Annotated in this window: 19 protein-coding genes, 1 tRNA gene and 4 pseudogenes; 6 read left to right on the top strand and 18 right to left on the bottom strand. The window is 66.8% G+C overall.

Translation table 11 applies throughout. The annotated features are described in order from the left end of the window. Window positions 1–29: 29 nt before the first annotated feature. The 7 genes and pseudogenes from VEIS_RS24015 to VEIS_RS31780 all read right to left on the bottom strand — a co-directional run. Complete coding sequence (locus VEIS_RS24015) at window positions 30–647, bottom strand: QcrA and Rieske domain-containing protein (protein ID WP_198137934.1); 618 nt, start codon at window positions 645–647, stop codon at window positions 30–32. Window positions 648–651: 4 nt separating this feature from the next. Next, entirely contained in the window at window positions 652–2,088 is a 1,437-nt protein-coding gene (gene aldA, locus VEIS_RS24010; protein ID WP_011812614.1) for an aldehyde dehydrogenase, read from the bottom strand. Between the two features lie 86 nt (window positions 2,089–2,174). Then, on the bottom strand, window positions 2,175–2,663 hold the full coding sequence (locus tag VEIS_RS24005) for a DUF1097 family protein (RefSeq protein ID WP_011812613.1): 489 nt from the start codon (window positions 2,661–2,663) through the stop codon (window positions 2,175–2,177). Between the two features lie 278 nt (window positions 2,664–2,941). Next, window positions 2,942–3,288, bottom strand: a pseudogene (locus VEIS_RS31785) (IS630 family transposase); the annotation flags it as partial. 62 nt (window positions 3,289–3,350) lie between these two features. Further along, the gene (locus tag VEIS_RS23995; RefSeq protein WP_011812611.1) at window positions 3,351–4,838 is read right to left on the bottom strand and encodes a DUF3999 domain-containing protein; all 1,488 of its coding nucleotides are present in this window, start codon (window positions 4,836–4,838) and stop codon (window positions 3,351–3,353) included. Then, window positions 4,835–8,653: a DUF2339 domain-containing protein gene (locus VEIS_RS23990; RefSeq protein WP_407831834.1), complete on the bottom strand. Its 3,819-nt coding sequence runs from the start codon at window positions 8,651–8,653 to the stop codon at window positions 4,835–4,837. The genes VEIS_RS23995 and VEIS_RS23990 overlap by 4 nt, the downstream gene beginning before the upstream one ends. Window positions 8,654–8,804: 151 nt before the next feature. Then, window positions 8,805–9,206: pseudogene (locus tag VEIS_RS31780) on the bottom strand (DNA helicase II); the annotation flags it as partial. A gap of 509 nt (window positions 9,207–9,715) precedes the next feature. Between VEIS_RS31780 and VEIS_RS23985 the strand changes: the two are divergent. The 3 genes and pseudogenes from VEIS_RS23985 to VEIS_RS31005 form a co-directional block, all read left to right on the top strand. Next, on the top strand, window positions 9,716–10,039 hold the full coding sequence (locus VEIS_RS23985; protein WP_011812608.1) for a helix-turn-helix domain-containing protein: 324 nt from the start codon (window positions 9,716–9,718) through the stop codon (window positions 10,037–10,039). Further along, a complete protein-coding gene (locus VEIS_RS23980; RefSeq protein ID WP_011812607.1) occupies window positions 10,039–11,343 on the top strand; it encodes a type II toxin-antitoxin system HipA family toxin in 1,305 nt (434 codons plus the stop codon). The genes VEIS_RS23985 and VEIS_RS23980 overlap by 1 nt, the downstream gene beginning before the upstream one ends. Before the next feature lie 183 nt (window positions 11,344–11,526). After that, window positions 11,527–12,637: pseudogene (locus VEIS_RS31005) on the top strand (IS4 family transposase); the annotation flags it as partial. Window positions 12,638–12,793: 156 nt separating this feature from the next. Here VEIS_RS31005 and VEIS_RS31000 read toward each other — a convergent pair. The 7 genes and pseudogenes from VEIS_RS31000 to cysS form a co-directional block, all read right to left on the bottom strand. Continuing rightward, window positions 12,794–12,883, bottom strand: a pseudogene (locus VEIS_RS31000) (hypothetical protein); the annotation flags it as partial. A gap of 237 nt (window positions 12,884–13,120) precedes the next feature. After that, window positions 13,121–13,213: transfer RNA gene (locus tag VEIS_RS23970), tRNA-Ser, on the bottom strand. 29 nt (window positions 13,214–13,242) lie between these two features. Continuing rightward, window positions 13,243–14,511 (bottom strand): aspartate kinase, encoded by a 1,269-nt coding sequence (locus VEIS_RS23965; protein ID WP_011812605.1) that lies wholly within the window; start codon window positions 14,509–14,511, stop codon window positions 13,243–13,245. A gap of 172 nt (window positions 14,512–14,683) precedes the next feature. Then, window positions 14,684–15,634 carry a tRNA lysidine(34) synthetase TilS gene (gene tilS / locus VEIS_RS23960; RefSeq protein WP_041950323.1) on the bottom strand — a complete coding sequence of 317 codons (951 nt, stop codon included), beginning with the start codon at window positions 15,632–15,634 and terminating at the stop codon, window positions 14,684–14,686. A 1-nt stretch (window position 15,635) separates the two neighbouring features. Next, window positions 15,636–16,613: an acetyl-CoA carboxylase carboxyltransferase subunit alpha gene (locus VEIS_RS23955; RefSeq protein WP_011812603.1), complete on the bottom strand. Its 978-nt coding sequence runs from the start codon at window positions 16,611–16,613 to the stop codon at window positions 15,636–15,638. Between the two features lie 126 nt (window positions 16,614–16,739). Then, window positions 16,740–17,444 carry a DNA-3-methyladenine glycosylase family protein gene (locus tag VEIS_RS23950; protein WP_011812602.1) on the bottom strand — a complete coding sequence of 235 codons (705 nt, stop codon included), beginning with the start codon at window positions 17,442–17,444 and terminating at the stop codon, window positions 16,740–16,742. A 48-nt stretch (window positions 17,445–17,492) separates the two neighbouring features. After that, on the bottom strand, window positions 17,493–18,875 hold the full coding sequence (gene cysS, locus VEIS_RS23945) for a cysteine--tRNA ligase (protein ID WP_011812601.1): 1,383 nt from the start codon (window positions 18,873–18,875) through the stop codon (window positions 17,493–17,495). A 144-nt stretch (window positions 18,876–19,019) separates the two neighbouring features. Between cysS and VEIS_RS29425 the strand changes: the two genes are divergently transcribed. Continuing rightward, on the top strand, window positions 19,020–19,262 hold the full coding sequence (locus VEIS_RS29425) for a hypothetical protein (RefSeq protein ID WP_157048660.1): 243 nt from the start codon (window positions 19,020–19,022) through the stop codon (window positions 19,260–19,262). Between the two features lie 270 nt (window positions 19,263–19,532). Continuing rightward, a complete protein-coding gene (locus VEIS_RS23940; protein ID WP_011812600.1) occupies window positions 19,533–20,864 on the top strand; it encodes a hemolysin family protein in 1,332 nt (443 codons plus the stop codon). 88 nt (window positions 20,865–20,952) lie between these two features. Here the strand turns inward: VEIS_RS23940 and VEIS_RS23935 are convergent, their stop codons facing one another. The 4 genes from VEIS_RS23935 to VEIS_RS23920 all read right to left on the bottom strand — a co-directional run bounded on the left by VEIS_RS23935 (window position 20,953) and on the right by VEIS_RS23920 (window position 24,095). Next, a complete protein-coding gene (locus VEIS_RS23935; RefSeq protein WP_011812599.1) occupies window positions 20,953–22,221 on the bottom strand; it encodes an FIST signal transduction protein in 1,269 nt (422 codons plus the stop codon). A 51-nt stretch (window positions 22,222–22,272) separates the two neighbouring features. Then, window positions 22,273–23,043 carry a PhaM family polyhydroxyalkanoate granule multifunctional regulatory protein gene (locus VEIS_RS23930; protein ID WP_011812598.1) on the bottom strand — a complete coding sequence of 257 codons (771 nt, stop codon included), beginning with the start codon at window positions 23,041–23,043 and terminating at the stop codon, window positions 22,273–22,275. Between the two features lie 94 nt (window positions 23,044–23,137). Beyond that, window positions 23,138–23,614, bottom strand: coding sequence for a copper chaperone PCu(A)C (locus tag VEIS_RS23925; protein WP_011812597.1), 477 nt, complete (start codon window positions 23,612–23,614; stop codon window positions 23,138–23,140). Between the two features lie 109 nt (window positions 23,615–23,723). Next, the gene (locus VEIS_RS23920; RefSeq protein WP_011812596.1) at window positions 23,724–24,095 is read right to left on the bottom strand and encodes a DUF2946 family protein; all 372 of its coding nucleotides are present in this window, start codon (window positions 24,093–24,095) and stop codon (window positions 23,724–23,726) included. Window positions 24,096–24,210: 115 nt separating this feature from the next. Between VEIS_RS23920 and VEIS_RS23915 the strand changes: the two genes are divergently transcribed. Next, window positions 24,211–24,855 carry a glutathione S-transferase family protein gene (locus tag VEIS_RS23915; protein ID WP_011812595.1) on the top strand — a complete coding sequence of 215 codons (645 nt, stop codon included), beginning with the start codon at window positions 24,211–24,213 and terminating at the stop codon, window positions 24,853–24,855. Window positions 24,856–24,888: the final 33 nt, after the last annotated feature.

The following is a 24,888-nucleotide window of genomic DNA, read 5'->3' as shown; positions in this document are numbered from 1 at the left end:
TGCGAGCCAGCGGTCTGTGGCCGCGGTGTTCAGGTGGGAGGGCCGATCGGCCCGTCGAAGCGGCCGGCAATCGTCAGCACGCCGTCTTTCAATGCCAGTGGCAGCATGGCGAGACGCCGCGTGGCGGGGCCGTTGATCACGGTGCCGCGGTCGCACGCGTCGAACACCGAGCCGTGACAGTTGCAGACCAACTGCGTCTTGCTCGGATGCAGCGACGTGACCGGGCAGCCGGCGTGGGTGCACAGCGCCGAGAAGGCCACCACGCCGTCGGCCGCGTTCTTGGCGCTGGTGGGCTTGAGCGCATCCGGCGCGATGCGTGTCACCGTCAGCAGGTTGGCGCGCGAGACCAGCGCCTTGCCGCTGGTCGGGTCCACCGGATAAGCCATTGTTGGCGCCGCGCCTACCACCAGGTCGGCCAACTTGAGCGGCTGGCCCTGGCGATCGTCGGCCTGGAAGGTCAGGCGGTCGCCGGGCTCGGGCTTGCGCGTGCCCGCCTGGCCCAGCGCGGTCGCAGGCACCAGCACCGCAAGGGCACCGGCCAGGGTCTGGCGCCGGCCGGGGTCGTGGGGTGCTGCCTTGCAGGCGCAGCGGCAGACACCGGGGCTGGAGGAAGACATCTCGGGGTTCATCACAGGGTCGTTCCTCATGCGCTCAGGTGGTCTGCATGTAGACAACATGCGTTTCGGTGAACTCCAGCAGCCCATGGCGGCCGTCGGCTCCGCCGATGCCCGACTTCTTGCGGCCGGCGTGGAAGCCCTGCATCGCCTCGAAGTGCTCGCGGTTGATGTAGGTTTCGCCGAACTGCAGTTCGCGGCACGCCTTCATCGCCGCGTTCAGGTCGCGCGTGAAGATGGACGAGGTGAGGCCGTAGTCAGAGTCGTTGGCCAATGCGATGGCTTCGTCCATGTCGTCGACCGCCTGCAGCGGCAGCACCGGACCGAAGATCTCGTCGCGCATGATCGACATGTCCTGCCGGCAGCCGGCTACGACGGTGGGAAGATAGTGGTAGCCGTGGCCCACGTCGGCGCGGCGGCCGCCGGTCAGCACTTCGGCGCCCGCGGCGCGCGCCTCGTCGACCAGCCGGGCCACCTTGTCGAGCCCGGCCTGGTTGATCAGCGGGCCCATGTCCAGCGTCTCGTCGAGCAGCGGGTTGCCAAAGCGCGTGGCGGCCATGCGCTGCACGATCTTGTCGGTCAGCGCGCCCAGCACCTCGCGCTGCACGTAGACGCGTTCGGCGCAGTTGCAGACCTGGCCAGTGTTGATGATGCGCGAGGCCACCAGCGCCTGGGCCGCAAGGTCCAGGTCGGCATCCTTGAGCACGATGGCCGGTGCCTTGCCGCCCAGTTCAAGGTTCACGCGCGTGAGGTTGGGTGCCGCCGCCTGCATGATGCGCACGCCCGTGGTCACACTGCCGGTGAAGGTGATGAGGTTGACGCCCTTGTGCGCCACTAGCTCGGCCCCGGTGCTGGCGCCCTTGCCCGACACCAGGTTGAACACGCCTGGCGGCAGATCGGTCTGCGCCAGCAGTTGGGTGAATGCGAAGGCGTTGAGCGGCGTCTCCTCGCTCGGCTTGATCACCACGGTGTTGCCGGTGATCAGCGCCGGCGCCATCTTGCGGGCGATTAGGAAGAACGGGAAGTTCCACGGCAGGATGCCCGCCGCCACGCCGATCGGCTTGCGCAGCAGGAACATGTGTTCATTGGGGCGGTCGCTCGTCAGCACCTCGCCTTCGAGGCGGCGCGCCCACTCGGCCATGTAGTCGATGTAGTCGGCGGTGAAGTTCACCTCGACGCGCGCCAGCGGCATGACCTTGCCCTGCTCGCGGGCGATGGTGGTGGCCAGCGCTTCGGCGTGCTCGCGCAGCTTGACTGAGATCTGCCGCAGGTAGCCGGCTCGCTGGATCGCGGGCAGCCTCTCCCAAGCTGGCTGGGCGCGGCGCGCGGCAGAAACGGCTGCGTCCACAGCAGCGGCATCGCCGTCGGGCACCTCGGCGATCAGGCGGTGGTCGGCCGGGTTGTGGACGGCGATGGTGGCGCCGCGGTGCGGCACGAAACGGCCGTCGATGTAGTTCTGGTAGGTGTCGGGCATGTCGATGGTCTCCTGGGGGTGGTGGTCGAGGTCGGGGTATGGGCGACTGGCCTGCGCCTGCGGGCCGCCCGGGGACAGGTGATCGCTCAGGGTTGGGCGGCAGTGCGCTGGGTCAGGCGTGCGCCCAACCACTCGGATGCATAGCCGAGCAGCACGCCCGCGATCCAGGTCAGCGAGACGAACGCGATCGACAGGTCCGGCTTGCCGCCGGAGCCGAAGAACGCGGCGGCACCGAGGAAGGCCGCGGGTGTGTAGGCCAGCAATGGCATCTGCGCCATCGCCACCAGCACGAAGGCCAGCACGGGCACCAGCAACAGCAGCAGCAGCAGCGCCGTGAGGTCGCCGCCGGCCTGCTGCACACCGGCCATGGTCAGCGCCGTCAGCAGCACACCGGCCAAGCCGGCGCCGAGCGAGTGCCGTGCACCGCCCTTGCCGCCGCCTGCGGCGAAGAAGGCCGCCCAGGCGACGAAGCCGATCCAGGGGCTGAACTTGAGGTCGGGCAGGCCGATGCTGACGTACACCCACACCGCCACCAGAACGGCGATGCTGAGGGCCAGCGCATGCAATTGCTTCATTGGTTTGTCTCCAGTCGTTGTCAGGCTTGTCGTGAACGCCCACCGGGGTGGTGGACGCACTGGCTTAGGCAGCTTCTGTGCCATGCGGCCGCACCGCCTGCTGCGCACGGCGCGGCAGAGTGCAAGTGCTTGTTCCGATGGGGAAACCTGCGCGGCTAGCCGCGTGGGCGCAGGGATTGCCCGGGTGCGACAGATGTCGCAGTGCGCGAGGCGCGTGGCGACCAAGGCGCGCGGAGGTGTGACACCTGTCGCAGGCAGCAGCTGATTAGTCCAATGTGTCATTGAATTGGCACCTGTCGAATACGCCGTGATGGATCGTCGTACTTCCACTTGATGGGCTTGGGATTCTTGTGGTGTTCGCGGATATAGCGCATCAGCTTTCGCCCCAAGTCCTGCACCGAGGTAAACCCGCCGCAGGTTATGACATCACGCTGAATGCGCGAGAACCAGTTCTCCACCTGGTGCTCTCGGCACGCCCTGGCGACAGCGGCAGCATCCGGTCCTGGCGATCGAGTGCCTGGATGGCGGTCTTCTCATCGACGCAGAACACCACGGCGTGCGCCGGTGGATGGAGGTACAGCCCGATCACATCGGCCGCCTTGGTCTCGAAGTCCGGGTCGTTGGACGCCATGTGTCGATCCAGTCTTTGTCACCTTCCGCGACAGCTTCAATCCGAACTGACCCCGGTCAGTCCTCCGCCGCCCTGTCCTTGCGCAGGCTCGCGAACAGCGACCCCGCCATGCCTGCGAGCGCCAGCAGGCCGATACCCAGCGCACCCCAGAGCCACCATTTGCGCGACGGATCGTGCGGCGCCGTCGCGGGAACGGGCGCGAGCGTGGCGGCTGCGACGACGGCCTGCACCGCAGCCACCGGCAGCGTGACCGAGGCGTCGTCGGCTGCGATGGGCTTGTCTGCGGCGTGGCCCGGGATCAGCGTGGACAGCGCGAGCGGCGCACCCGGCGCCGCACCTTGCACTGCCCCCTTGTCGGCTACCGCGCTCCAGGCCAGCGAGAACGGCGCGCCGCCCTGCGCGAGAAATACCAGCGTGCGCGGCGTGGCCCCCACGGCGATGGTCGGCGGCGTGGCGCCGAGCACGCTCACCGGGCCGGAAGTGCGCAGCCGCAGACGCGAATGCACAGCGCCGTCGAGCGCCAGCACCGGCGAACGCGCCTCGCCGCCGGCTTGCGCGAGGCGGTACACCACCGTATCGAGCAGCGACACCTCGCCGGGGCCGCTGGGCAGCGGGTTCGTTCGGCGCTGCTGGTGCCGCAACGCGTAGAGCGGGTTGCGCGGCGCGAACTGCGGCGGCGGCGCCGAAGCCGGCGTGGCATCGACCAGGCCCGACACGCCCACCTGCGCCAGCGTGTTGATGTCGGCCAGGTCGATGCGCAGGCTCTGCAGCGGCAGGCCGCGCGGCAGCAGGTAGTCGCAGTAGTTTTCCGCGCAGCGCTCCGGCTTCAACGCGCCGGACCATTCGATCGGCGCCACCGGCTCGACCTCCTGCACGCTGTCGATTTCCACCTTGGCGAGCGGCGCGCCATGCTGTGGATCGCTCCAGCGCAGGCGCAGGAAGCGCGCGTGCAGGTTGCCCAGCTCGACCGCCATCCGCTCGATGGTCTGGCCGCCATGGGCCAGGCGCACCAGTTGCTCCTCGCCCCCCACCGGACGCCATCGCCGCAGGTCGTCGCTGGCTTCCAGCCGGAAGGCGAACAGGCCGCGTGCATCGGGCGCGACCTGGAAACGCGCCTGCAGCAGGCGGCCCTCGACCTGGCGCACGTCGATGAGCCACTGCGTTGCCTCGCTCGCCTTGGCGGCGGGCTTGCCGTCCAACGCCAGCGAGCCGTCCGGGCGGACGGTGAAAACCATCGCGGTGTCACCCGATGCGGCGTTGCCGGGCAACGCGAAGATCGGCACCGCTTGCGAAGCTGTGCGCGGTGCGGCTGCTTCGTTGCGCAACCAGGCATAGGGCACCGCATGCCCGGCGGCGTTCTGCACCCGCAGGTCGCTCAAGTCGCCATGAGCGGCGTGGCCGTAGATGGCGAGCGGCAGCGTCAGCCGGTGGTACGGTCCGGCGCCCTGCAGCGCGATGGGTGCGGAGGTGATTGGCTGCGCCTGGGCGACGCTCGCCACTGCCGCCAGCGCAACGAGGATCACGCGAATCGAATGGCCGGTCATGCCGCGCCTCCTTCAGCCGGCGCCTCTTCCTTCGGCCCCGCCTCTTGTTTCTTCGGCGGCACAGGCGCGAAGTACCCGACCAGCAGCAGCAGCGCGCCGACCGCAATGAACGACACGATGCGGAACAGCCCGCCGCGGTCCGCCAGTTCGACGAAGAACAGCTTCAACACCACCACGCCGAGCAGCGCGGCGCCCGCGATCCACAGCGTGCGCACCCGGCGCCCGTGGCCGAGCACCATCGCGACCACACCGCAGATTGCCCAGGTGATCGACAACGCCGCCTGCGTGAGCCACGAGGCATAGAGCGTGTCGAAGCGCCATTCGACGCCCGCATAGTGATGGCAGGTGCGCAGCACCATGCCGGTCAGCAGTGCGAGGCCGGTGCAGCCGACGGCGCCCTTGGCGACCATTGGCTGTACGCGCGCGAACGAGCCCTGCGGCAGCGCGCGCCACCAGAGCAGCAGCGCGAATAGCACGAGCCATTGCGCGAGTTCGAGCGGATCGAGCAGCGGCACATAAGGCAGCGGCGCCGCAGCGCCAGGGCTGGCGGCGTTGGTCACCCACACCCATGCGAGCAGGTACACCGCCACCGGTGTCACGGCGAACTCCAGGTAGGCGCTGCGGTACTCGCTGAGCGGCCAGCGCTGCAGCAGCACGCGCGAGCGCAGTGCCCACAGCGCGAGCGCCGGCACGATGGCCCAGCCCAGCAGTTGCCAGTTCGACCACTCGGCGCCGATGCGGCCGAGCTGCCATTGACATTCGCGCGCTGCGAGCAGCAGGAAGAGCCAGAAGCCCGCAACGTGGAATGGCGTCAGCGTCGATGCATCGAACCAGCGCTTTTGCGCGCGCAGCAGGCGCAGGTGCCACACCAGCGCCAGCGGCCACGCGATCCAGCCGAGCGCGCTCGACGGCACGTAGAACGGCGTCGGCTCGCCTGCGATGCCGTAGACGGCGATCAGGCTGAAGCCGGGCAGCGTGGCGCTCGTCGCCTGACCGAGCTGCGGCCAGTCGCGCCGGTGCGCCACGAGCGCAGACAGCACGGACGTCACGAGCACCACCGCCATGACGGCCGCCGGCATATGGCTCGCCAGCGCGTGGAGGTTCAGCACCCGGACGCTTTCGCCCAGCATGCCGAACAGCCACCAGCCCAGGCCCCAGATCACGGGCACCCACGGCACGACAGGGTTGGTGCACCAGGCATCGACCCAGCGCTTGCGCGCCACGCCGATGGGCTCGCCCGCACGCGGCCGCGCCTCGTCGCGCAACCAGTCGCCGGCCAAGAGCGCCGTCAGGCCCAGCACCACCGGCGTCCAGAAGCCGAGATGCCCGAAGGCGGGGCGCAACACGCGCATGTCGCCCCCCATCACTGCCAGCACGATGAAGAGGATCGACGAGACCGCATGCAGCACGCCCGCGAACGCCGCGAGCGGCAGGTGCGCCATGCGCAGCGCCACCCACAGCACGACGGTGGCGGTCAGCGGCCACAGCAGCGCGGCCTGGGTGAGGCTGATCTGGAACAGCATCGCAAGGTGCAGCAGACCCACGCCCGCGATCACGCTCACCACATTGCCGGTCGACCACACAGGCTGCACGCCGCGCGCCCGTGCCGCGCGATGCGCCTGCGACATCGACCAGGCGGCGCTGCCGAGCACGCTGAACGCGATCAGGCAGGCGGCCGCAGCGCCTTGCCAGCCGCTTTCGAGCGCCTGCTTGGCATCGAGCCCATCGCCTGTGCGATGCAGCGTGGTGATGAAAACCACCACTGCCAGCGCTTGCATGCCGAAACTCACAGAGGTGAGTGGCAGCAACGCGAAGCGCACGGCGACGGCAAAGGTGACCGAAGCCAGCACGGCCGTCGCGGCCGCGGCCCAGGGCGGCATGAACCACTGCCACAAGAGCAGCGTGAGCGCGGCCATGCCGAACCACGGCAAGGCGCTGCCGACGATGGCTTCGAGGCTGTCGCCCTCGTCGAGCTTCGCGCGACGCTGCATGGCCCACATCGCGAAGGCGCTCGCTGCCACCAGCAGCGGGCCGATCACGGAGCCCTGCAGCAGCGGATGCCCTGCCGCCCCGTCGAGTTGCGTGGCTTCGAGCAGCTTCCACACCGCACCCGCGAACACCAGGAACGAAAAGGCACGCGCGTAGACGCGCCCTTGCCGCGCGCCCAGCCAGTACATGCCGGCCGCCTCGACCGCCCATGTCGCGCTGCTCCACTGCCCTTCGAGGCCGAGCGGAATCGCAAGCGTGCCGAGGATCACGCCGACGATGGCATAGGCCTCCGCCAGCAGCGCGAGGCCCTTGGGCTGCGAGGCGAACACCAGCCGGCCCAGCACGAGATAGAGGGCCGCGAGCGCCATCGCCGAGAAGGCGGCGCCGTATTCCCACGGGCGCATCAGCAGGTACTGCATGCCGAATGCGACCATCGGCGTGCCGAACACCAGCGAACTGTCGACCCGGCCGGCGCGGCGCAGCGTGTCGAGCGCGCGCGTCGCGAGCGGCTGCGCGGGCTGCACCGGCGCATCGAACAGCGTGCGGCGCGCGAAGAACAACCCGATGGCGGTGAACAGCAGGAAGAACACGACGAGGAACGGCTGCACGGTGCCGTACTGGTCGTCGGTGTAGTACTTGTGCGCCCAACTGGACGCGAGCGTGAAGGTACCCACGAAACCGATCAGGTTGAGCACGCGCCAGGCTTTGAACCACGCGATCAGCACGATGCCCACGTCGAGCACCAGCAGGTAGGTGAACAGGCCTACCGGCTGGTTCGAGCCGGTCGATGCCAGCACCGGCGCGGCGAAGCCTTCGAGCGCGGCCACGATGGCCAGCAGCGGCGCGTTCTGCAGCACGGCCAGCGCGGCGCTGAGCACCGCCACGCCGAACAGGAACGCGAAGCCCACGCTGGTCGACAGCAGGCCGCCGAACTTCATGGCCGCGAGCGTCGTGAGATAGAAGACGCCGATGCCCGCGCCCTGCAGGATCAGCGCATAGCCCGCGCGCTTGTGGCGCAGCAGCCAGCCCAGCACCAGCAGGCCCGCGCCCACCAGCGCGACTGCGGCGTAGCGCAGTTCGATCGGCACCGTGACGCGCTCGGCCGTGTAGCGCAGCAGGAAAACCAGGCCGAGGAACAGGATCAGCACGCCGAGCTTGACCAGCATGTTGCCGTTGAAGATCAGGTTGGCGATCGGCGCAGGCAGGCGGTCGCGCAGCGGGACCGGTGGCGGGGGAGGGCGGTGAACCAGCGGCGGCCCGACGACCGGCGCAGGGGCAGCGACGGTTTCCGGCGGACGCGGCGCGTCGGGTTCGTCGACAGCAGGAATGGCAGGCGCGGCCGGCGCTTCTGCCGCGGGATCCTTGGCAACGACGACAGGTTGCGAAACCTGCATGACCGAGATGCGGGGCCGCGTCATCTCGGCGGCGCGCGCGGTCGCCGGTTGACCCAACGGCAATGAAGGCGACTCGGCCACTGGCGTGCTGGCCATGGAGGCGGCGCGATCGCTGACCGGCGCGGCCGGTGTCACGGCCACTTCACCTGCACCCTGCGCGAGCTGGCGTTCGAGCTGGCTGACCCGCTCTTCGAGTTCGCTCACCCGCTGCTGTAGCTTCAGCACACCGCCTGCGGGCGCTCCCGCTGCCGCCGGTGCACCAACGGCTTGGTCGTCCGACAGCGCGCTTTCAGCCTCGGTGCGCTGCGGCGCGTCCTTTTTCTTCTTGCCGAACATCTGCGAGAATGCGTACGCGCCGACGAGTGCGAGAATCAGCGCCACCGGCATTGATTTGAACAGCGCCCCAATGAACAGGCCGGCAATCATGCCCATGAACCACATTCCTGATCCCCCATGCTTTGGTGAGTCCGGAGTGTACGGCTGATCCCGGCTGATCCCGCCGCGGCGCCCGCCCTATGCCGTTAGCTATAGGTTTGGCAGCAATTTCAAACCGGCGTGGGCTTGGCCACCGACAGCGCCAGCCACTTAGCACCAGCCACTTCACGCCGTGGCGGGCGAACCTGACCTGCGCCCGCGCATCGTCGCCGGTGCCTTCGGGGGCCAGCACCATGCCCTCGTCGAACTTGTTGTGGAACACCTGCATGCCCGAGCGCAGACCGTGCGAGGGCGCGGCCTTCTGCGGCGGCATTGGCGGGCTGGCGAAGATGTCCTTGCTGCCGCCGTAGCTGTTGCCGCCCCCACCATACCCACCGCTGCCGCCGCGCGTGCTCGCGTAGCCGCTGCCGTAGCCGAACGCCGACGGCGTGAAGCCCTGGTTCTTCGGCGTGAGCCACTTGAGCGCGCTTTCGGGCAGTTCGTCGAAGAAACGGCTCATGACGCCGTAGCGGGTCTGGCCGTGCAGCATGCGCGTCTGCGAATGGCTCAGGCAGCCGCTGCCGCTGTCTACCTGAGCCAGCCCCGCATCGCGCGGCGCGTCGTAGGGCGCGGTCTGGTCGGCCAACTGGTTTGCCAAGCGGTCGGCCAGTTCGATCTGGCGCACCAGCGCTGCAAGGTGCTCGCGCTCCAGGGCATCGTCGGCGCAATCCGGGTGCAGCACCGCGAGCGACAGAACCAGAGCGACCGGGGCCACGGTCATCGTGCGACGCCAGGCGGATGTGCGGCGGCAGGTCGATTGCATCGTGCCATTCCTCGTTGAAGCCTCGGCAAGGCGAATGGTGTCGATGCTCCGGCGGGCACTCGGCCAGCGCCGCAGGGAATGGGCATCCGAGGGCTACCGGATTCATGCGGGTCTGACAGCGGATTCCCGTATAACCGACCCGTTGGAGCTTGTTTTTTGGCTTAAAAGCTCCCCTGGAGTCGGTTATATCAATTCAAGTCATAATCGCTTCCATCGAAACATCGATGTTTCATTAACGTCCCGAAGGAGTTCTTAAAGTGGATTCACCGCTTCCACTTCCCGTCGAGCGGGCCATCCAGAAGCTTGGCGGTGACATTTCCCTCGCCCGCCGGCGGCGCCACATCTCCCAGGCGTCGTTGGCCGAGCGCATGGGCGCTTCCCTGAGCACCGTGCGTCGCATGGAAAAAGGCGATGTGCGGGTGCCCATCCACTTCTTCGCCCGTGCGCTGCACGTTTTCGGCGAAATTCAGGCGCTGGAGAACCTGCTGGATACCGCCAAGGACGACATCGGCCTGACGTTGATGGACGCGAGCCTGCCCAAGCGCGTGCGCGCCAAGTCCGGCACCTCGGGAGCACTCTGATGGCCGCAGCAGCGCAGGTGCGTCGGCAGGTTCAACTGTGCATTGGCAAGGCGGGGCTGGCAGTCGGCTCGCTGGTGTATGTCCGCCAGGGACAGCGCGAGAACAGTGCTTTTGCCTACGATGAAAGCTGGCTGGCCAGCCCGCCACGCTTCAACGTGTCGGCCGATCTGCAACTGATGCCGGGCCATCAAATGCACAAGGCCGCCTCGCCGCACGATTCGGTGTTTCACGGAGCGATCGCCGACACCGCGCCGGACGCATGGGGCCGGCGCGTCATCGCCCGCGACCACGCCAAGCGCCGCAAGGACGATCCGAAACTGCTGGCCCTCACGGAACTGGACTACCTGCTGGCGGTGGACGACTTCAGCCGCGTCGGTGCGCTGCGCTTGCGCGACCCGGATGGCACTTGGCACCGCACGGTGCAAGCCGGCCGCCGCAACACGCCGCCGCTGATCGAACTGGAACGAGTCTTCCAGGCCAGCCGCGCAGTGGAGCGCGGCCAGGAGACCGCCGAAGACCTGCGCTATCTGCAGGGCAAGGGCACGTCGCTGGGCGGCATGCGGCCCAAATGCACGCTGGTGGACGAGGACGGCAGGCTTGCCATCGGCAAGTTCCCGAGCGTGGGCGACACGCGCAGCGTCACCCGCGGCGAAGTGCTGGCCCTGAAACTGGCGGCGCGGGCTGGTATCGACGCGGCGCCGGCACGGGTCGTTTGTCTGGGGCCATCGGGAAGCGAAGTACCGGTAGCCGTCATCCAGCGCTTCGACCGCGACGAGGCCGACGGCCGCATCCCCTACCAGTCGGCCGCCTCGCTGTTGCAGGCTTCGCGCGAGGAAGATCGCAGCTACACCGAGATCGCCGATGCGATCCGCACCCACGGGCAGGCCCCCACCCAAGACCTGCAACAACTCTGGCGCCGGTTGGTCTTCAACCTGCTGATCACCAACGTGGACGACCATCTGCAGAACCACGGGTTCCTGCACGTGGCGCATGGCCAGTGGCGGCTCGCTCCCGCCTTCGACATCAATCCGTTCCCGGACAAGGAGCGCGAATCAAAGACCTGGTTGTCCGAACGGGATGGACCGATCACCGACGTGCGGATGCTGCTGGCCCGCGCCTCGTACTTCGCCCTGGACGAGCAACAGGCTTTGGTCGTGCTGGGCGAAGTGCACGCCGGGGTATCGAACTGGCGCCAGGTCGCGCTCGGCGCGGAGGTCGGATTACCTGCAGCCGAACTGGACGACTTCGAGCTTGCCTTCGAGCACGAACAGATGGATGCAGCCGCAACGCTGCTCGGGCGGTGACGCGAACGAGGACAGACATGGAGTGCTTTCACATCGACGAGAGCGGCTACACGGGGTTCGACCCATACCATTACACACAACTTTCCCCCTCGAATCGCCCGCGCCTGTGCCAGCAATAGACGAGAAGTTCAGTCTGGCATACCTTTTCCCCGCTTGATTCATTTTTAGACGAAAGAGACCGCAATGACATGGGCAGCAAAAGAATTTGCAGGAGCGCAGTTGGGAGATGCGCGCTTGAATCATCGCTTGATCAAACACACGGAGCGATTTGCCGACAAACCCACAGCCAGCATTCCTGGCGCATGTCCGGATTGGAGCGAAACGCAAGGGGCGTATCGATTTTTCGATCAAGCCAACAACGCCAAACGGCCCTTGAAATGGGAAACGGTGTTGGCCCCGCACATCGAGCTGCACCGCAGCACGGATGCGACAACACCGCGTCGTGCTGTGCCTGCAAGACACCACCGAGCTGGATTTCAACGGGCAAAGCATCGAAGGCCTCGGGCCCTTGTCCTACGAAGCCCAACGCGGCATGTACCTGCACCCGACCTATGCCGTCACGCCCGAACGCGAACCGCTGGGCATCACCGACGCTCGGATGTGGGCACGCACACCCAAGGCGGACGATGGCACGCGAGCCGGTGTGCGGGAGAGTCTGCGCTGGAGCGAGGCTTACGAGCGCATCGGCGAGATGGCGCAAAGCCTGACCGATACGCGCCTGGTTTGCGTGGGCGATCGAGAAGCGGACATCGTTGAAATGATGCGCCGTGCCCGCGATCTGGGGCATCCGGCGGACTGGCTGATTCGCTCGAAACACAACCGCACCTTGCCCGACGGCAGCAAATTGTGGGCGCAAACCATGGAGGCCACTCCCTTGGGCGAGATTGAATTCACCCTGGCAGCGCGCACCGCCGAGGCTGCCCGCGTGGTGTGCCAACAGATTTGGGCGCGGGCCTTGAACATTCCCGATGGGGCGGGTGGCCAGTTGACGGTGACCTGCGTAGTGGCCAAGGAAACGAACCCGCCGGCAGGCTGCAAGGCGGTGCAATGGCATCTGCTGACCAATCGCATGGCGAGCGACTTTGCCGAGGTGGTGGAGTGGATCGACTGGTACCGCTGTCGCTGGGAAATAGAAACGTTTTTCAACGTGCTCAAAAACGGCTGCCGTGTCGAAGCCCTGCAACTGGGCAGCGTGGCCAAGCTGGAGTTGGCGCTGGCCGTGTATATGCTCGTGGCCTGGCGTCTGGCGCGCTTGGTCAGACTGGGGCGCACCCATCCAGACTTGAGCGCCAGTGCGCTGTTGACCGAGGCAGAGTGGAAGTTTGAGTTTGAGCCAGGCCCTGGCGATCGTCTCAAAAGAAGGCACAGCGACCGCCGCCGGAACCACACCATCGCGCGCTGCGGCGTGGGCTTTGCGGGCCTCGGCCAGGCTGACATCCGGCCATCGGCCATAGGTGCGCGTTGCCTGCTTGCCCTCGCGCAGATGGTTGGCGCGCCAACTCTTGCCACCGGCCGGGGTGACGAAAAGGTACAGCCCCACACACTGTCACTGTCGGGCAACTTGTAGCCCTTGTCATGCGGTTTGGCCGCATCCACTGCGCGCACGGTCAACGTCATGGTATCGCCCCGTCAAATGCCACGCCAGATACCATGATCGACGCCTGGCTTGCGCGGTATCGGCATGGCATGTTTTGGACGATGATGGACGACATCTTCAATGAAAAAGCCCCGTCGCGTATACGGCGCGGGGCTTTGGTGGACTGGCTTGGGCCACTTCTGGCGGAAACGGAGGGATTCGAACCCTCGATGAGGCTCTACACCCCATACTCCCTTAGCAGGGGAGCACCTTCGGCCACTCGGTCACGTTTCCAGTGGCGCGATTATGCCTTATTTCATGGTTCAGGCCGCTTCCTGGTCCAGCCCGAAGGCTTGGTGCAGGCTGCGCACGGCCAGCTCCATGTATTTTTCGTCGATCACGACCGAGGTCTTGATTTCGGATGTGGAGATCATCTGGATGTTGATGCTTTCTTCGCTGAGCACGCGAAACATCTTGCTGGCCACGCCCACATGGCTGCGCATGCCGATGCCGACGATGCTGACTTTGCAGATGTTGGTGTCGCCAACCACTTCGTGCGCGCCCAGCACGGGGAGCACTTTTTCCTTGATCAGATCGATGGCGCGGGCGTAGTCGTTGCGGTGCACGGTGAAGCTGAAGTCGGTTTTGCCATCCTTGCTCAGGTTCTGGATGATCATGTCGACATCGATGTTGGCATCGGCCACGGCGCCCAGGATCAGGTAGGCGATGCCGGGCTTGTCGGGCACGCCGAGCACGGAGAGCTTGGCTTCGTCGCGGTTGAAAGCGATGCCGGATACGACGGCTTGTTCCATTTTTTCGTCCTCCTCGAAAGTGATCAGCGTGCCGGAGCGGGCTTCTTCGTCAATGTCCATGTCCCAGGGGGTGAAGCTCGACAGCACGCGCAGCCGGACCCTGTACTTGCCGGCGAATTCGACCGAGCGGATTTGCAGCACCTTGCTGCCCAGGCTGGCCATTTCAAGCATTTCCTCGAAGCTCACCGTCTGCAGGCGCCGGGCCTGGGGCACCACGCGCGGGTCGGTGGTGTATACGCCGTCGACGTCGGTGTAGATCAGGCATTCGTGGGCTTTCATCGCCGCCGCCACGGCCACGGCCGAGGTGTCCGAGCCGCCACGGCCGAGCGTGGTGATGTTGCCTTCGTCGTCGATGCCTTGAAAGCCGGTCACGATGACCACCTTGCCATGGGCCAGATCGGCACGCACACGCTGGTCGTCGATGGATTCGATGCGGGCCTTGGTGTAGCTGCTGTCGGTGCGGATCGGCAACTGCCAGCCGGCGTAGCTGACCGAGCCCAGGCCCTCGGCCTGCAGCGCAATGGCCAGCAATGCCGATGAAGCCTGCTCGCCGGTGGCGGCCAGCATGTCGAGTTCGCGGTGGTAGGCATCGGTGGCGCGGGCGGGGGCGAGTTCCTTGGCCAGCGCGAGCAGGCGGTTGGTTTCGCCGCTCATGGCGCTGGGCACCACCACCATCTGGTGGCCTGCGCGGGCCCATTTGGCGACGCGCTTGGCAACGCAGCGGATGCGCTCGGGTGAGCCCATCGAGGTGCCGCCGTATTTGTGAACGATCAATGCCATTGGAGTTTTTGCGGGATGACGAATCCGAAACCACGGCGCTGGCGTCCTTGCCCTTGCCCTGTGTGGGCGCGCCGCCGTGGTTCCTGCCTTTCGTGCGTTGAGGGGAGACAGGCAGGGGAAGGCGCAGCAGACATGCTTGCAGCAGATGAACTGCTCCTCCCCAAGCAAGACGCTATGAATTGTACCAATCGAGTTGCGGCCCGCAGCGCACGACAAAGCCGCGCCCGACCTTGATGTGGATGCGGTGGCCGCGCGTGGTGCAGGCCTCGATCTGGTCCAGCAGTTCATGGAGTTGGGCCGCAGCCGGTGTGGTGTGGTGGGCGTTGCGCAGCCAGTGGCGCAGCACATTCGCCTGGCGCGCACGGCTCAGTCCTTGCAAGGGCCCGATCTGCGGCGGCCTGCCGACCTGGGCCTGGTCCTGCTGCGCCAGCGTCTCCAGCAATTGGGCGGCCTGCGCGGCGTTGGCGGCCGACCGGGCAAAGGTGTCGCGGAAAGTCGGGAAGGCTGCATCGAGCGCAGGCATCAGCTGCGCCCGGATGCGATTGCGGGTCAGGCGCTGGTCGGCGTTGCTCGGGTCTTCCACCCAGGTTTGCCCCTGGGCGCGCAGCCATTGGCGCACATCGGCAGCCGTCACCTGCAGCAAAGGGCGGTGCCAGGTCAGACCCGCCATCTCCCAACGGGCAGGCATGGCGGCCAAGCCCGCCACCCCCGCGCCGCGCAAAAGGGCCAGCAGCACGGTCTCGGCCTGATCGTCCGCATGTTGTCCGATGACTATTGATTTAATAGCATCATGGGTTTGATTTGCTTGCGCCAGCGCAGCCAACGCTTGGTATCGGGCCTGGCGTGCAGCGTCTTCGGGACTCTGGCCGGGGGCCGGGCTTGCGCGCAGGTGCTGCACCATCAGCGGCACCTGCAAGCGCTGGCACAGGGCGGCGCAATGCTGCTCGAAGCCATCGGCTGCGGCCTGCAGGCCGTGGTGCACATGCAGGGCCTGCACCTGGCCGGGCCAGCGCCGCGCGCAGGCCAGCAGCAGGGCGCTCGAATCGGCGCCGCCACTGAGCCCCACCGCCAGCGGCAGCGCCGGCGCGAAAGCCTGCATGGCGGCAGCGAAGGCTTGCGTCAATCTAGCGCGCCTCGGCCTTGGTGTCGTTGAAGCGCCCATAGCTTTGCAGGCGCTCATGGCGGCGTTCGAGCAGGTCCCGGGGCTTGAGGTCGGCCAGTTGCCGGAAGGCATCGCCCAGGGCGCGTTTGAGGAAGGCGGCCATTTGCTTGTGGTCACGGTGGGCGCCACCGACCGGCTCGCTGACGATCTTGTCCACCAGGCCCAGCGCCTTCAGGCGGTGCGCGGTGATCGCCAGCGCGTCGGCCGCGTCGCGGGCTTTGTCGCTGGTCTTCCAGAGGATGGAGGCGCAACCCTCGGGACTGATGACCGAATAGATCGCATATTGCAGCATCACGACCTGGTCCCCCACGCTGATGGCCAGCGCGCCGCCCGAGCCGCCTTCGCCGATGATGGTGGCGATGATCGGCACTTCGAGCTGCGTCATCTCGAAGATGTTGCGGCCTATGGCTTCGGACTGGCCGCGCTCCTCGGCGTCTATGCCGGGGTAGGCGCCGGGCGTGTCGACAAAGGTGAACACCGGCAGTTTGAATTTCTGGGCGGTCTTCATCAGGCGCAGGGCCTTGCGGTAACCCTCGGGCTTGCTCATGCCGAAGTTGCGCGTTGCGCGCTCTTTGGTGTCGCGGCCCTTCTGGTGGCCGAGCACCATGCAGGCATGGCCGTTGAAGCGCGCCAGGCCGCCGACGATCGACAGGTCATCGGCGTAGTGGCGGTCGCCGTGCAATTCGACAAAGTCGGTGAAGATGTCGCGCACATAGTCCAGCGTGTAAGGGCGCTCGGGGTGGCGCGCAATCTTGGTGATCTGCCAGGGCGACAACTCGCTGTAGATGTCCTTGGTCAACTGCTGGCTTTTTTTGCTCAACTGCTCGATTTCTTCGGAGATATCGACAGCGCTCTCGGTCTGCACGTAGCGCAGTTCTTCGATTTTGGCTTCGAGTTCGGCAATCGGTTGCTCGAAGTCCAGAAAGGTCTTTTTCGCCAATGTCGTTCTCCTTGGGGTCGCGCGCTGCTAGTGTCGCGTCACCGATCAGATGTCGTAGGCTGCGCTTCGATGGCCGGCGCAGACCGACAGATGATCGGTGACGCGACACTAGGGCCGACCATGGCGTCAATACACCACCGGCAGCGGGTCCAGCGAGCGCCAAATATACCAAGTCGCCACGCTGCACCAAGGCTTCCAGGCCTGGGCCACTTCACGGGCATCGCTGCGGCTGACGGGGTCGCCGGAAAAGTAATTCAGGCTGATGCCATTGATCAGCCCCAGGTCGTCCAGCGGCAATACGTTGGGCCGCATCAGGTAGAAGATCAGGAACATCTCGGCCGTCCAGCGGCCAATGCCGCGAATCGCGATCAGTTCGGCAATGATGGCTTCGTCGTCCATCGCCGCCCAGTCCTTCACATGCAACTGGCCGCTCTCGAAGTGCATCGACAGGTCGACCAGATAGTCGACCTTGCGGGCCGACAGGCCGGCAGCACGCATGTCGTCGATCCTGAGCTTGAGCACGTTGGCCGGCTTCATGCTGCAAGGCAGCAGGGCGAAGCGCTCCCACACGGTTTGCGCCGCCTTCACCGAAATCTGCTGCCCGACGATGCTGCGCGCCAGCGTGGTGAACGCATCGCCCCGGGTTTGCAATGTGGCGTTGCCGGACTGGGGGATCAGGCGCTTCATCACCCGATCCTTTTTCATCAACTGCTTGCAGGCTTCGGCCCAATAGCCGGGGCGGGCATCGGGGCGGATATCGGGGTGGACGCCGGGGCTGGCCTCCGTGCCGGCCTGCGCCGCCGCAGAGGTCGTTTTCTTAGCAGCCGCCATCGGGCGCTCCCTTCGCCCCGGGGGCGTTGGCCGCAAACAGGGCAAAGATCACTGCGCGGCTTCCCATGTGGTTCCTGTCGCGCCGTCCTTGAGCACGATGCCCTGGGCCAGCAGCGCATTGCGGATGCGGTCGGCCTCGGCGAAGTCGCGCTGCGCCTTGGCTGCTGCGCGGGCTGCGATCCGGGCCTGGATGTCGGCCTCGTCGGGCGTTCCCGCCCCGGCCTGCAAAAAGGCCCGGGGGTCGCCTTGCAGCAGTCCCAGGCAGCCGCCGAGCGCTTTGAGCAGACCGGCCCGTTGCGGCGAGTGGCTCTTGTTGACCTCGACGGCCAAGTCGAACAGCACGGCCACGGCCTCGGGCGTGCCGAAGTCTTCATCCATTGCCGCCTGGAAACGCGCGGCATGGGGCTCGGTCCAGTCGATGGCCGCTACCGGCGCGGGGGGCACCAGGCTCAGCGCGGTGTACAGGCGCTTGAGGGCCTGGCGTGCATCGTCGAGATGGGCGTCGCTGTAATTGAGCGCGCTGCGGTAATGCGCGCGCACGATGAAAAAGCGCACGGTCTGGGCGTCATACTGCGCTAGCACATCGCGGATGGTGAAGAAGTTGCCCAGCGACTTGCTCATTTTCTCGTTGTCTACCCGTACAAAACCGTTGTGCAGCCAAAAGCGTGCCAGCGGCTTGCCGGTGACCCCTTCGCTCTGGGCGATCTCGTTCTCGTGGTGGGGAAATTGCAGATCCGCCCCGCCGCCATGGATGTCGAAGCTCTCGCCCAAGGTGGCGCAACTCATGGCCGAGCACTCGATATGCCAGCCGGGACGCCCGCGCCCATAGTCGCTGTCCCATTGGGCCTCGGGTGGCTCATGCGGCTTGGCCGACTTCCACAGCACGAAGTCCAGCGGATCGGTCTTGCCATCGGCCAGCGCCACCCGCGCACCGGCGCGCAACTCGTCCGGCGACTTGCCCGAGAGCTTGCCGTAGCCCTGGAACTTGCGCACCGCATAGTTCACATCGCCATTGCTGGCGCGGTACGCCAGGCCCTTGGCCTGAAGTTGCCCGATCAGCGCCAGCATCCGGGGCACATACTGCGTGGCGCGAGGCTCCAGCGTGGGTGGCTCCAGCCCCAAGGCGCCGATGTCGGCATGCATCGCGGCGATCATTTCGTCGGTCAGGGCGCCGATGGTGATGCCGCGCTCGAGCGCCCGCCCGATGATCTTGTCGTCGATATCGGTGATGTTGCGCACATAGGTGACCTTCAGACCCCGGGCCTTGAGCCAGCGCTGCACCACGTCGAACGCCATCATCATGCGGGCGTGGCCGATGTGGCACAGGTCATAGATGGTCATGCCGCAGACATACATGCGCACATGGCCCGGTTCCAGCGGGGAAAACTCCTCCAATGCACGCGACAGCGTGTTGTAGATGCGCAAACTCATGGGATTTCAGTCACGGGGACTCAGGGTGTATCGATGAAGGATCTGAGGGGGATGGACGAGGCGGTGCACCCGGCAGCAGCAGCGTATCACCATGGTACCCGGCTCACACCACGTCACCGCGTTGGACGATGCCGGACCAGACTAGTGTCGCGTCACCGATCATCTGTCGGTCTGCGCTGGCCATCGAAGCGCATCGCGGCGTTGCATCGCTTGCCAATACGCTCGGTATTGGCTGCGCGATGCGCCTTGCGCTGCGCTCCGATGGCTGCGCGCAGCCTACGACATCTGATCGGTGACACGACACTAGCCGGAAAACCAACCACAACCAGCCAGCCAACATGCGCGCCGCTGCCCAGTCTACCCGGCTTGTCGGGTGCCCGGCGATGATCATCGTCAAGCGATCGCCAGTCAGTCCGCTGGCCGTTCACCGCTGCCTGGTGTGCTGCCAGCGGGGCCCCGACGCACCACGGTGGTCTGCCCGCCCGAAGCCTTCGGCGGCAGCCAACGACAAACCCCGTGCTGCTTGTCCAGACATTGCGCCACCGTGCGGCACGGGCCTGCGGTGCGGGGGTACGGCGCGGGCAGGGGTAGGCGCGGCACCGCAGGTTCTTACAATGTCAGGCTTGTAAACCCCAAGGGTGCGCAGGCGCCCTGTGTATGGAAATAGCAATACTGGTGGCCCTCATCTGTCTGAACGGACTGTTCGCCATGTCCGAGATCGCGCTGGTCACGGCCCGCAAAGTCCGGTTGCAAAAGTTGATCGAGGAGGGCGATAGCGGCGCCGCCGCTGCCGTGAAGCTGGGGGCCGACCCCACCCGTTTCCTGTCCACGATACAGATCGGCATCACCTCGATTGGCGTGCTCAGCGGCATCGTCGGTGAGTCCGCGCTGGCCGAACCGCTGGCCGCGTGGCTGGCATGGATGGGAATGCCGCTGCGCTACGGCCATTACGTCGCGACCGGGTTGGCGGTGGTGCTGATCACGTATTTCTCCATCGTCGTGGGCGAACTGGTGCCCAAGCGCATCGGTCAGTCGCATCCCGAGACCTTGGCGCGTCTGGTGGCGCGGCCGATCAACCTGCTGGCGCTGGCCACCAAGCCGTTCGTGCTGCTGCTGTCCACCTCCACACGCACGCTGCTGCGCCTGCTGGGCGTGAAAGAAACCAGCGGCAGCCCGGTGACCGAAGAGGAGATCCACGCGATGCTGGTCGAGGGCACGACGGCGGGCGTGATCGAGTCGCACGAGCACACCATGGTGCGCAATGTGTTCCGGCTCGATGACCGCCAGATCGGCTCGCTGATGGTGCCGCGCGGTGACGTGGTGTGCCTGGATGTCGATGCGCCGTTTGCCGACAACCTGCAGCGCATCGAAGAATCCGACCACGCGCGCTTTCCGGTGGTGCGCGGCGGCATGGATCGCATCCTGGGCGTGGTCAACGCCCGCCAGTGGCTGGCGCGCCGGATCCGCGATCAGGCCCATGGCCTGGCCGAGCAGCCGATGCAGACCGCGCTGTATGTGCCCGAGACCATCACCGGCATGGAACTGCTGGACAACTTCCGGCTGTCGGATGTGCACATGGCCTTCGTCATCGATGAATATGGCGAGGTGCAGGGCATCGTGACGCTGCAAGATCTGATCGAGGCGATCACCGGCGAATTCCAGCCGCGCGACCCCGAGACCTCGTGGGCGCTGCAGCACGAGGATGGCAGTTGGTTGCTCGACGGCCATATCCCCGTGCCCGAGCTCAAGGACCGCCTGGGCCTGGCGGCCGTGCCCGAGGAAGAGCGCGGCCGCTACCACACGCTCAGCGGCATGATCATGCTGCTGACCGGCCGCCTGCCCAAGGTGACCGACACGGTGCAATGGGAAGACTGGAAGCTCGAGGTGGTGGACATGGATGGCAAGACCATCGACAAGATCCTGGCAACCCGCCTGTCCGGCGAAGACCAGACCCAGACCGGGGCCGGTATGGGCCCCCCCGCCGGTTGACGCTTGGCTGCCGACATGATCCGCCCCCCCGGCGCGCCTGCGGCGCCTGGCTTGGGGGCACATGCCCGTTGCACGGGGCATGAAGCCCTTATTCGCTGTCGGCAAAGACCGTCAGCACCCCGGTGTAGCCATACAGGTGGTGGTGCGCGATTTCGCCCCCGGCGAAGAATCCGGCCAGCGGCACATCGCCCAGCGCATGGCGCACGATGTGCAATTCGGCGCCAGGCCCGCCAAAGTGCGGGCCGCCACGGCCCGAGCAACTCACATAGATCGCGCCACAGATGCGCCGCTGTGTTTGCGGTGCCGCATGGCGGCCTGGCATGTCGGGCGCGAGCGCCAGTTCCTCGGGCGAGAGCTCTTCGCGGATCTCGGCGCAGATGCGCATCAGGTCGGCGCGCGCTGCGGCGGCATTGCGCTGGCAAAACGCCAGTTGCATGCCTGCTTGCACGGCGTCGGCCAGGGCCACGCCTCGGCGCAAGCCGTCCAGCCCCACGATATGGCGCACGCGCGTGTCGGTGCCGAAGTGGCCCATGCGGCGCTGGCCCCGGGGCTGCTCGCCGGCGTCGACCAGCCCGGCCAGCGTGGCGCGCACCTTGCGCAGCGCGGGCTGCGGGTCGCTTTCGAGGGACACCCCCAGTGTGTCGAGCAGCATGTCCAGCGCCGGTTTGTCGTCGAGCGTCAGCACCAGGTTGTTCTGCGCTGCCGTGATGCGGTGCAGCGCACTCACGGGCTGGCAACCCTGCGTGACGCGCGAAACCAGCGCCACCCCGGCGCCAAACGCCACGCCCGACAGGCCCGCGTCGAACACGCCGCCGGCGCCGCCCTGCCCGGCCATGTTGCCGTCCCCGCCAACGGCGAACTGCACGCTGGTCGTGCGACTGGCGCTCAGGCCGCCAAACAGGTAACCGGTGTCGGTGCGCGCAGCCATCTCGGCCAGCAACTGCGCCAGCTCGGGCGTGTGGCCATCGGCATGGACCAGCGCCGTGTGCGCGGCAAAGCCGCCGTTGCGGCGGTGCGTGGGCAACGGCGCCACGCCCGAGAACACGCGGTACTGGTCGGCCGGCACATCGAGCAGCATCACCGATAGCCCGGGCTGGTCGAAATACTCGGCGTTGTTGGCCGCCACGCCCACACCCACGGTGCCGCTCCAGTCGGTCACCCCGGGCAGTTCGCCGCTCAGGTGATCGAGCAGCGCCCGGGCTTCGTTGACGTAATGGTCGGTGATGTAGAGCAGGCCCAGCGTTGGAGCGCTGGCGTATTCAGGCTGGGCCATCCGGGCCCGCAGTTGCTCCAGCACCAGGGCCGCAGCCATGCGCCAGCGGGGGTGCGTGGCGTGGCCGCAAGGAAAGAGTTTCATAGGCGAATCCCACGGGGGAGATGGCGGGGCGGCAGACCACCCATCCGCCCGTCAGCCTGCATGTCGGCGCGCAGCGGTGCTGCGGACGGGGGTTTTGCGCTCCGCAGATCGGGGGACAGGCTTGACCGCAGGTTTCTTGCCCGCCGCCTTCTTGGCGGCAGCCGGCTTGGGGGTGGCAGGCTTTGGGGTGGCATTTGTCGTGGAACGCTTGCCCTGCGGCATTTGCGCAAGACCTGCCGCAAAACCTCCTTTGGCGGCGTCCTTCAGCGCATCGGCAGCGATCTGCTGGAACTGGCTGGTGAGCGCGCTCCACCATTGCAACGGGTCCACCACGGGCTGCCCGGCTGCACTGGATGTTTGCCCGGCTGCGTTGGATGTTCGTCCGGCTGCGCCGGGGGCCTGACTTTGGGCCTTGACCGGCTCGGCGGGGTGCGCCGGGGCGTCGGGCGTGGCTTGCGCCTGGCTTGCACCGGCCTGTGTCGGGGCGGCATCGCCGGCGCGGTCTGCCGTCTTGGGCTTGAAGGCATTGGCCACATCGCCGATGCTGAAGTTCATGCCCTCGAGCGTGGCCAGGGTCATCTTCTGCACCTCCAGCGCCTGTATGGTGGCCGCCAGCGCGCGGGAGTTTTGCTCAAGCCAGAACTGCACGGCCTTGAGCTCCTGTATGCGCTTGTCGAGCTCTTGCACATCGATCGTGGGCGCCACCCAATTGGAGAGCTTGGGCAACTGCGCCATGCTGCTCGAAGCCCCTTTGGCGAGGCTTTGCAGAAAGTCGAAACCGGGGACGAATTTGCCGAAATCGAAGTGGGGTGTGTCGCTCATGGCCGCTCCGCGGGAGATGGGTCTGTGGTGGGGCACAGCTTACTCCACTGCGTTGCGGCCACGAAGGCGCCGCCGGGCGCCGGCGCTCAGTCGCTCAGTGTTTATGCCCATCCACGGGGCTGGCCGCGTCCGGGGCGGCGCTGCGCACCGGCACACTCAACCCGATCCGGCTTTGCGCCGCTTTGGCGTCCTGAAACACCAGGGTGATCGGCACCGTGCTGTCCTGGACCAGCGGGGCCTTCAGGTCCAGCAGCATCACATGGTAGCTGCCGGGCTTGAGCTCCACCGTCTGGCCGGCGGGCAGGTCGAGTGCGGGCAAGGCGCGCATTTTCATGATGCCGTCTTCCAGCTTCATCGCGTGCACTTCGGCGCTGCCTGCGGCGGGCGACTCGACGCCCACCAGGCGGCTGTCCGCCTTGGCCGTCAGGCGCATGAAGACGCCGGTGACCTTGCGGCCCGCCGTGCTGGCGCGGGCCCAGGCGCCGTCGACCTCGACCGGTGCGGTCTGCGCAAGGGCAGCGCCGCTGATCAGCGCGCCCACCAGGGCGGCCGTGTGAAACAGTTTTTTCATGGCTATCTTTCTCTATTCGGTGGAATGCCAACGGGGCCGTGAATGTGCCGGCCCGACAAAATACTGGCGCTTGATTCGCTTGCGCCAGCAGCTATCAAAATACAGCTGATCAGAGGCCGGCCGGGGGCCCGCGCGGCGGCAGTGGCGCGGCAGTGCGCGCAGCGATATGCGTGGCAGCGCGGGCGCGCAGGCCCTGTGCCAAGGGGTGGGGCCGGGGCTGGTCGGCCAGCCGCCCGGGTGCCGGGGCGCCCACCTGGACGCACAGAGGGCAATCGGGCTGGTGGCCGGACTGCGGCACGGCGCCGCCATCGGTGTGCGCTCGCAGTTCGATGGCGCCCGCGCCGGAGCAGATCAGTTCCAGCGCCTGCGGATGGAGCATCGGCGACGCCACCGCCACACCGATGGACATGACGAACCCCGCCAGCACCAAGCGGACGAGCCAGCGAACGCGGCGCAGGGTTTGCATCGGGGACAGCAGCATGAGGCCGCGATTGTAGGTCCCCGGCTTGGCGCCATGTCACCAGGCCAGGTGATCTGCGCGCTAGACTTTGCCCCGGCAACCGCCATGGACAACCCGACAATGGAGACTATTCACCATGCTGACACTTTGTGGCTTTGCAGCCAGCAACTACTACAACAAGGTCAAACTCGCCCTGCTCGAAAAGGGCCTGCCGTTCACCGAGGAACTGGCCTGGGTGGGCGAGACCGATCGCAGCGCGACGCCGCTGGGCAAGGTGCCCTATCTGCGCACGCCCCAGGGCCCGTTGAGCGAATCGACCGTCATCGCCGACTACATCGAGGCGGCCCATCCCCAGCCCGCGCTGCTGCCCGCCGACCCGTTTGCCGCCGCCAAGGTGCGCGAACTGATCCAGTTCATGGAGCTGTATCTGGAAATGGTGGCGCGCAAGCTGTATCCCCAGGTCTTCTTTGGCGCCAGCGTGAGCGAATCGACCCGCACGCAGGTGGACGAGCAGCTACGGAAGAACATTGCAGCCTTTGGCCAGTTGGCAAAGTTCAGCCCCTATGTGGCGGGCGACAGCTTCACGCTGGCCGACTGCGCGGCCATCGTGCACCTGCCCCAGGTCAGCGCGGTCACCCGGGCCATCTATGGCCGCGACTACCTGGCCGACCTGCCGGTGCCCGCTTACCTCGCCCGGATGGCCGAACGCCCCCAGGTGCAGCGCATGAAAGCGGACCGCAAGACCAACGCTGCCGCGATGCAGGCGCGCCAAAGTCACTGAGCGCCTGGCCGCAGGGACGGGCGCTCAGGCGCA

Source organism: Verminephrobacter eiseniae EF01-2 (assembly GCF_000015565.1).
GTDB lineage: Bacteria > Pseudomonadota > Gammaproteobacteria > Burkholderiales > Burkholderiaceae_C > Acidovorax > Acidovorax eiseniae.
The sequence above is the reverse complement of the archived record's forward strand: the minus strand, read 5'-3'. Positions and strand labels throughout refer to the sequence as shown.

What these genes read in the sequence shown, in the direction of transcription:
- aldA (WP_011812614.1), bottom strand. Translation starts at nt 2,088, where the DNA reads ATGCCCGACACCTACCAGAACTACATCGACGGCCGTTTCGTGCCGCAC.
- VEIS_RS23935 (WP_011812599.1), bottom strand. Translation starts at nt 22,221, where the DNA reads ATGAAACTCTTTCCTTGCGGCCACGCCACGCACCCCCGCTGGCGCATG.
- VEIS_RS23940 (WP_011812600.1), top strand. Translation starts at nt 19,533, where the DNA reads ATGGAAATAGCAATACTGGTGGCCCTCATCTGTCTGAACGGACTGTTC.
- VEIS_RS23925 (WP_011812597.1), bottom strand. Translation starts at nt 23,614, where the DNA reads ATGAAAAAACTGTTTCACACGGCCGCCCTGGTGGGCGCGCTGATCAGC.
- VEIS_RS23965 (WP_011812605.1), bottom strand. Translation starts at nt 14,511, where the DNA reads ATGGCATTGATCGTTCACAAATACGGCGGCACCTCGATGGGCTCACCC.
- VEIS_RS24005 (WP_011812613.1), bottom strand. Translation starts at nt 2,663, where the DNA reads ATGAAGCAATTGCATGCGCTGGCCCTCAGCATCGCCGTTCTGGTGGCG.
- VEIS_RS23920 (WP_011812596.1), bottom strand. Translation starts at nt 24,095, where the DNA reads ATGCTGCTGTCCCCGATGCAAACCCTGCGCCGCGTTCGCTGGCTCGTC.
- VEIS_RS24015 (WP_198137934.1), bottom strand. Translation starts at nt 647, where the DNA reads ATGAGGAACGACCCTGTGATGAACCCCGAGATGTCTTCCTCCAGCCCC.
- cysS (WP_011812601.1), bottom strand. Translation starts at nt 18,875, where the DNA reads ATGAGTTTGCGCATCTACAACACGCTGTCGCGTGCATTGGAGGAGTTT.
- VEIS_RS23990 (WP_407831834.1), bottom strand. Translation starts at nt 8,653, where the DNA reads ATGGGCATGATTGCCGGCCTGTTCATTGGGGCGCTGTTCAAATCAATG.
- VEIS_RS23995 (WP_011812611.1), bottom strand. Translation starts at nt 4,838, where the DNA reads ATGACCGGCCATTCGATTCGCGTGATCCTCGTTGCGCTGGCGGCAGTG.
- VEIS_RS23930 (WP_011812598.1), bottom strand. Translation starts at nt 23,043, where the DNA reads ATGAGCGACACACCCCACTTCGATTTCGGCAAATTCGTCCCCGGTTTC.
- VEIS_RS23980 (WP_011812607.1), top strand. Translation starts at nt 10,039, where the DNA reads ATGGCCGCAGCAGCGCAGGTGCGTCGGCAGGTTCAACTGTGCATTGGC.
- VEIS_RS23915 (WP_011812595.1), top strand. Translation starts at nt 24,211, where the DNA reads ATGCTGACACTTTGTGGCTTTGCAGCCAGCAACTACTACAACAAGGTC.
- VEIS_RS23950 (WP_011812602.1), bottom strand. Translation starts at nt 17,444, where the DNA reads ATGGCGGCTGCTAAGAAAACGACCTCTGCGGCGGCGCAGGCCGGCACG.